Source organism: Paenibacillus oleatilyticus, assembly GCF_018998565.1.
In the GTDB taxonomy this organism is placed as follows: domain Bacteria; phylum Bacillota; class Bacilli; order Paenibacillales; family NBRC-103111; genus Paenibacillus_G; species Paenibacillus_G oleatilyticus.
This window is the reverse complement of the sequence record NZ_JAHNZO010000051.1, coordinates 24,280-30,707: the sequence shown is the minus strand read 5'-3', so window position 1 is coordinate 30,707 and position 6,428 is coordinate 24,280. Positions and strand designations below refer to the sequence as shown.

General features: G+C 51.3%; 6 protein-coding genes. 4 read left to right on the top strand and 2 right to left on the bottom strand.

Features of this window, described 5'->3' with window-relative positions; all coding sequences use genetic code 11:
* Positions 1–539 precede the first annotated feature (539 nt).
* The 3 genes from KQX66_RS35430 (at position 540) to KQX66_RS35420 (ending at position 4,871) form a co-directional block, all read left to right on the top strand.
* On the top strand, positions 540–2,291 hold the full coding sequence (locus KQX66_RS35430; protein ID WP_216798242.1) for an ABC transporter ATP-binding protein: 1,752 nt from the start codon (positions 540–542) through the stop codon (positions 2,289–2,291).
* Positions 2,292–2,321: 30 nt separating this feature from the next.
* Positions 2,322–4,445, top strand: coding sequence for an ABC transporter ATP-binding protein (locus KQX66_RS35425; protein WP_438804224.1), 2,124 nt, complete (start codon positions 2,322–2,324; stop codon positions 4,443–4,445).
* Positions 4,446–4,598: 153 nt separating this feature from the next.
* Positions 4,599–4,871, top strand: coding sequence for a hypothetical protein (locus KQX66_RS35420; RefSeq protein WP_216798241.1), 273 nt, complete (start codon positions 4,599–4,601; stop codon positions 4,869–4,871).
* Here the strand turns inward: KQX66_RS35420 and KQX66_RS35415 are convergent.
* Entirely contained in the window at positions 4,849–5,277 is a 429-nt protein-coding gene (locus KQX66_RS35415) for a hypothetical protein (protein ID WP_216798240.1), read from the bottom strand. The two genes, KQX66_RS35420 and KQX66_RS35415, sit on opposite strands and share 23 nt — an antisense overlap.
* A gap of 41 nt (positions 5,278–5,318) precedes the next feature.
* A complete protein-coding gene (locus KQX66_RS35410) occupies positions 5,319–5,498 on the bottom strand; it encodes a hypothetical protein (RefSeq protein ID WP_216798239.1) in 180 nt (59 codons plus the stop codon).
* Positions 5,499–5,694: 196 nt separating this feature from the next.
* On the opposite strand from KQX66_RS35410, the gene KQX66_RS35405 reads away from it, so the two are divergent.
* Positions 5,695–6,291: a stalk domain-containing protein gene (locus KQX66_RS35405; protein ID WP_216798238.1), complete on the top strand. Its 597-nt coding sequence runs from the start codon at positions 5,695–5,697 to the stop codon at positions 6,289–6,291.
* The last annotated feature ends 137 nt before the right edge of the window (positions 6,292–6,428 follow it).

Below are 6,428 nucleotides of genomic sequence, written 5' to 3'. Positions count from 1 at the left end.
ATCTTCTGCTTTTTATATGCTCGATATTTCAGGAATTAAATTAATTATTCAAGCGAGCCCTTTAAAAACAGAGCTTTATCGACAGCCTGAGTGCTTTATAGCACTCATATCTTTGCAAAAAAGTCTTGATAAGTTGGCTGCCTAACGGTGGGTTTCGCTTAGATTCAATCTTTGCGCGCCGTGGGGTTCGGCCACAGCTTTTTTTCCTAGAGTCTTTGCCGTTCCAGCGGCGAAGGCTCTTTTTATTTTATGCCGAAAAACGATTGCTTTATAATTTAATACTACCACTTGTCCGTTGTTGAATAAATGGGAGGGCCCTTTTTTGTTTTAGTCCATGATACCAGAATCCAGCTATGAAATGGATTGACTTTTCCTGCAAAGTTAGTGGCAAGAAAATTCATTTCATAAAAAAATTCCCGGTGGCAAGACGCCCATAATATGGTATGGTATTAGAGTGAAAAGCGAATGTATGTTTCCTATACCAAGAATTCGGATACTCTAAGCAATTTCAATTCATAGAGAGAAAGAGGTGGATTCCTTTGTCGTTTGTCGGGCGCCTTGCCTGGTTTTTTCGCGACCGCTGGGGGCGGTATGCGCTGGCTATCGTGCTGATGGCTGCGGTCAGCGTGCTGAATATTTTGCCGCCGCGGATGATCGGAAGCGTCATTGACCACATCCGTACCGGTTCTCTGACCGCCGAAGGGCTGCGGCAGAGCGTGCTGCTGCTCATCGGTTTGGCCGTTGTGCTTTACATCATGATCTACGTATGGATCACGACGCTGTTCGGCAATTCGCTGCTGCTCGAAAAGCTACTGCGCAGCCGGTTAACCGCTCATTTGACCCGGATGTCGCCGTCCTTTTTCCAGCGCAACAGCACCGGGGAACTGATGGCTCTAGCCACCAATGACGTGCCTGCCATCGGCCAGACGGCCGGTTATGGCGTCATGACGCTTGTGAATACGATTGTCGGCACGACGGTCGTGCTCGTGACGATGATTTCGTTCATCAGCTGGAAGTTGATGCTGGCGGCACTACTGCCGCTGCCGCTGCTTACGGTGCTGATCAGCGTTCTCGGCAAGCATACGCGAAAGCGGTTCATTGCCGCGCAGACGGCATTCGGAAGGATGAACGATCAAGCGCTGGAGTCGATTTCCGGCATGCGCGTGATCCGCTCGTATGTGCAGGAGGAGCATGACCTCGACGCATTTGACCGGATCACCCGTGACGTAATGGATAAGAACATCCGCGTGGCCGCCATCAATGCTTTGTTCCATCCGGCCATCTCGCTGATCGTCGGCCTGAGCTACGTTATCGGCATAGGGTACGGAGCGTATCTGGTGTTCCACAACGACATTACGCTCGGGCAGCTCGTCTCGTTTAACATTTACCTCGGTATGCTGATCTGGCCGATGATCGCCTTCGGCGAGTTCATCAACGTGCTGCAGCGCGGGACGGCTTCCGTCGACCGCTTGACGCGCAGCTTCGAGCAGCAGCCCGACGTGCAAAATCCTGCTCATCCCGTAGAGGTCGGCCGCCCGGAATCGATCGAGCTGCGCGACCTTACGTTCCGCTACCCGGGAGCGGCCCAAGATAGCTTGACCGGCGTCTCCCTGCGGCTTGAGCGCGGGCAGACACTCGGCATCGTAGGGCGGACTGGCAGCGGCAAAAGCACCCTGCTGAAGCAACTATTGCGATTCTACCCGGCCCCGGCGGGCAGCGTACGTCTTTCGGATGTGCCGATCGAGGAGCTAGCGATCGAGCACGTACGCGGCTGGATCGGTTACGTATCGCAGGAGCATCTGCTGCTGTCCAAGTCCGTGCGCGACAACATTGCGCTGGGGCGTCCGAACGCTTCGCCGGAGGAAATCAGCCGGGCCATTGAGATGGCTTCATTTACGCAGGATGTGGAGCAGCTGCCGGAAGGGCTGCAAACGATCGTTGGCGAGAACGGCGTCATGCTGTCCGGCGGACAAAAGCAGCGGGTAAGCATTTCGCGCGCTTTGCTGACCGATCCGGAAATTCTCATTCTCGACGATTCGCTGTCTGCTGTGGATGCCCGCACCGAAAGCGCCATTCTCGGGCACATCCGTGCGGAGCGCGCCGGGAAAACGACGCTGATCGCCACGCACCGGCTGTCCGCCGTCATGCATGCCGACTGGATCGTCGTGCTGGAGGACGGGCGCATCGCGGAGGAAGGCACGCACGAGCAACTGCTGCAGCGCGGCGGCTGGTATAAAGAGCAGTTCGAGCGTCAGCAGCTCGAAGCAAGCTTGCTGGACGCTTCATCATAAGGCCGCGATTCCAGGCCAATCGGGAAGGACGTGAGTCATATCGCCATAGAAACGAACGAATCATCGGGCAAACCCATTTTGCGCAGGCTGCTCGGTTACGCGCTGCTTTTTAAATACCGCATCGCGGTAGCGCTGCTGGTGCTGTGCTGTGCGGTCAGCGCGGAGCTGGCCGGACCGTTTATCGCCAAAACGATCATCGACCGTCACATCGGGGCCATCGGGCTGCCGTGGGTTGAAATCGCCTCCGGCCTTGATCTGCCAAAGGAAGAGGTCAAGCGGGTGCAGATAGACGGGAAATTCTACATTCGTCAGGATTGGATGGAGGAGGCGAAAAGCCGCGGCGCCGTCTTTAACCGGTCCGTGATGAAGGACGCGCGGATTTTGCAGCTGGAGGGCGGCTTGTACTTGGTACGCCAGCCGGCTGCGTTGGAAGGGCAATGGTCGCTCGTCGGCCCGGCGAAGGATGGGGAAGCGGCCGAGGTGAAGCGTACGGTGCCCGGAGGCGGTAGCGAGGTGTACCCGGCGCGCAAGCTCTCTGCGGCAGAGACGGCGCAATTTTATCAGAATGACGTCGGTCCGGTCGCTCGTTGGTTGGGGCTGTTCGTCGGTCTGCTTGCGCTTGGCAGCATTCTGCATTACGTGCAGGGCTTGACGCTGCAGACGACGGCGCTGCGTATCATCCAGCGGATGCGGATGGATCTGATGCGCCACATTCAGCGGATGCCGATCCGCTATTTCGATAATACGCCGATCGGGCAGGTCGTATCGCGGATTGCCAACGATACGGAAGCGATCCGCGATCTGTTCATGAGCTTTATGGCAACGTTCGTGGTGAGCACGATCAACATCGCAGGCATCTACATCGCCTTATTTTTGCTTGATGTCAAGCTGGCGCTCGTCTCGCTGCTGCTGCTTCCGTTGTTTGCCGTCGTTATGTTCATTCATTTGAAATTTTCGCAAAAGTACGTTGCGATCATGCGGGCCCGGCTGAGCGATATGAATGCGATGATCAGTGAATCGATCGCGGTCATGCCGATCCTGCAAGCGTTCCGGCAGGAGAAGAACCGCCTGCGGGAGTTCGATGCGCTCAACGAGGACCGTTACCGGAACCATATCAAGCAGAACCGCGTATTTTCGCTGTCCTCGCGTAATTTCACGGGACTCGTCGGGGCCTTTTTTACCGCCGGCGCCATCTGGTATTTCGGCGGGCAATCGCTTCAGACTTCGATCTCGTTCGGCGTGTTCTATGCGTTTATCGATTATACGGGGCGGCTTTTTCAGCCGATCATTGGCATTTTCGACCAAATGCTCAATGCGCAGCGGGCCGTCGTGTCCGCGGAGAAAGTGTTCCACCTGCTCGACATCGAAGGCACCGAAGTGGCTTCATCGGACGCAGTACCGCGGCCGGAAGGCCATGTCGTTTTCGATAACGTTACCTTCGCTTACAAAACCGGAGAGCCCGTGCTTCGCAGTATTTCGTTCGAGGCGCGAAAAGGCGAGACGATCGCGCTTGTCGGGCATACCGGCTCGGGCAAAAGCTCGATCATGAACCTGCTGCTCGGCTTTTACGAGCCGACGGAAGGGGAAATCCGCGTCGACGGAACGGAGATCCGTACGCTTTCGAAGCAGGCGCTGCGCAAGCATATGGGCGTCGTGCTGCAGGACCCGTTCTTGTTCGCAGGCGACATCAAGTTCAACGTGAGCCTGTACAACGAACGGATTGGGCCGGAGCAGGTTCGCCAGGCGCTCAAGGATGTCGGCGCAGCCTCCTTCGTCGAACAACTGCCCGGCGGCATAGACGAACCGGTGGTTGAGCGGGGCAGCACGTTGTCTGCCGGGCAGCGGCAGCTCATCTCCTTCGCGCGGGCGCTCGCCTTCGATCCGGCCATCCTCATACTCGATGAGGCGACGGCCAGCATCGACAGCGAGACGGAGGGACTCATTCAGGAAGCGCTGAGGGTCGTCAGCGAAGGCCGGACGACGTTCGTGATCGCTCACCGGCTGTCTACGATCCGCGAAGCCGATCAAATTCTTGTGCTCCATCGCGGCGAGATCGTCGAGCGGGGCAATCACGAGCAACTGATGCGGCTGCAAGGGCGGTACTACCGCATGTACCAGCTCCAATCCGGCAGTGCGGCTCAGACGACGGCTTGATGGACGATCGCAAAAAAGGGATTCGACGGCGCTACAAGCTGCGCTACGAATCCCCTTGTTTTTTTCGAACATGTATTTAAAATTATGGTCGCAAATAACTGGAAATATGGCAAAATGGTCCTGATTTTCATTTCGAAATGAAGGAGGACAACCATGAAAAAACTGATCCTGCTCATGATGAGCGCCGTGCTCGCACTCAGTTTCGCCGGTTCTGCTTCTGCAGCGACAAAAGTAAAAAGCTACACCAAAAAGAACAGCACTCACGTCCAATCCCATAATCGATCGAACAAAGACAAGAGCTTCAAAAACAATTGGAGCACCAAAGGCAACACCAACCCTTACACCGGAAAAAAGGTACGAAGACACATAAGTAATGATCACGCCCCCTCTCAAGGGGGTATTTTTATTGTTTATTCAGCAACATAAGAAGGTCGTCCATAGTTTCACGATTATTGGGATCTGCCGATAATTGTTGAAAACCTTGCAATAGTCTTTCTTTATCGGTCAAATTTTTTTGATTAGCATAGAGACTCCTAAATTGATGAATAAGCTCTGACGTTGTGCCTGTTATGTTGCTCGTCTCATGATTATAGGATGAATATTTGGATAATGCGTGTGCTTTGGAGGCATGTTCGATCGCGGTTAAATAACCGGTATAATTTCCATCGGTTACAGAATCAAGAGATCCGGAAATTCTTCCTATAGACGCTTTAAAATCTAGATCAATCTTTTGCTGCTTATTATTGGAGGTCATTTGATTCTTTATCAAGTAAACATTTAATGCTAATGAGGCTATTAAACAAATGCCCAAGATGAGTTTTGACATTTTCATGATCTATCACGCCCCTTAAGATTGACGATGAAACCTAGTATTTAGCCTGCTGACATTATAATACAACCTAAGGTTACCCAAACCAGGATAGAAAAAAGTATCGAAACGGCCACCCTCCGCCTTTCTTTTCCTTCGACAAAACACCCAATAAACAAATACATAAAAAGGAATGCAATCATAGGGCTAGCAATAATAGCCAAGAAAATCCATAATTTTTCCATAACATTTCTCCTTTAAAGTGGATCCATAGAGTGGTCGGATCTTTCGGTAATTTGGATTAAGCAGAGTAGGACATCTGAAAGAGGAGTTATACTTTGCTTCGCAGTAACGGAACGTTCAGGCAGAGGTGAAGGAAGCAACTTTGTTGCGCCAGTAGAGTATAACAAATTATACCAATATTGTGGAGGTTAATACAAAATGAGGAAGTATGTCATTGGATTTGTGTGCGGAGCATGTGTTTCCATGTCAACGATGGTTTATGCCTCGGGTGCCATTCAAGCGTTCTTATTTCCAGTGAAGATCAGCTTCAATGAGAAGAGAATGGACATGAGTGTATACAAGGTATTAAATTACGAAAACCATGCCTATGTCCCTATTAGATTCATTGCCGAAAATATAGGGATATCAATAGATTATAATGCGAACCTCAATGAAATTGCCTTAAAAGATGTCCCGGCTGTTCCGATCCCCTTGTCCACCATATTAAAAAGCGATTTTAATAACATTACGAAAATTGAAGTGAAGTATGGAGATAGCGGAGAAGTAGTAAAAATCAACGATGCACAAACAATTAGTGATATTTCCAGCAAATTGAAAGAAATAAAGCTCCGTAAAAAAAACGACCAATCCCGTAGTTTTGGATATTTATATTACCTTACGATCAGTGACGGGGACAACAAGTTAACATATACCAGCACCCTATCATTAGATGATGTGAGTTATGAATTAACCCCGTTAACAAATGAACTGGACAAATACATATTAGCATTAAGATATAAGGACAAGGCGAAGTGATCGGCTTTTAAATACGCTATGGAAAAGTATATGAAAAAGAAATTCCCCTTTAAGGTTGACCATAATGATATCCGTGGATACGGTCAGCTTAAAGGGGCCTAATTATAGGCATCGAAGGTGTGCGATATGTCGGTTTT

What these genes read in the sequence shown, in the direction of transcription:
- KQX66_RS35410 (WP_216798239.1), bottom strand. Translation starts at nt 5,498, where the DNA reads ATGGAAAAATTATGGATTTTCTTGGCTATTATTGCTAGCCCTATGATT.
- KQX66_RS35415 (WP_216798240.1), bottom strand. Translation starts at nt 5,277, where the DNA reads ATGAAAATGTCAAAACTCATCTTGGGCATTTGTTTAATAGCCTCATTA.
- KQX66_RS35420 (WP_216798241.1), top strand. Translation starts at nt 4,599, where the DNA reads ATGAAAAAACTGATCCTGCTCATGATGAGCGCCGTGCTCGCACTCAGT.
- KQX66_RS35405 (WP_216798238.1), top strand. Translation starts at nt 5,695, where the DNA reads ATGAGGAAGTATGTCATTGGATTTGTGTGCGGAGCATGTGTTTCCATG.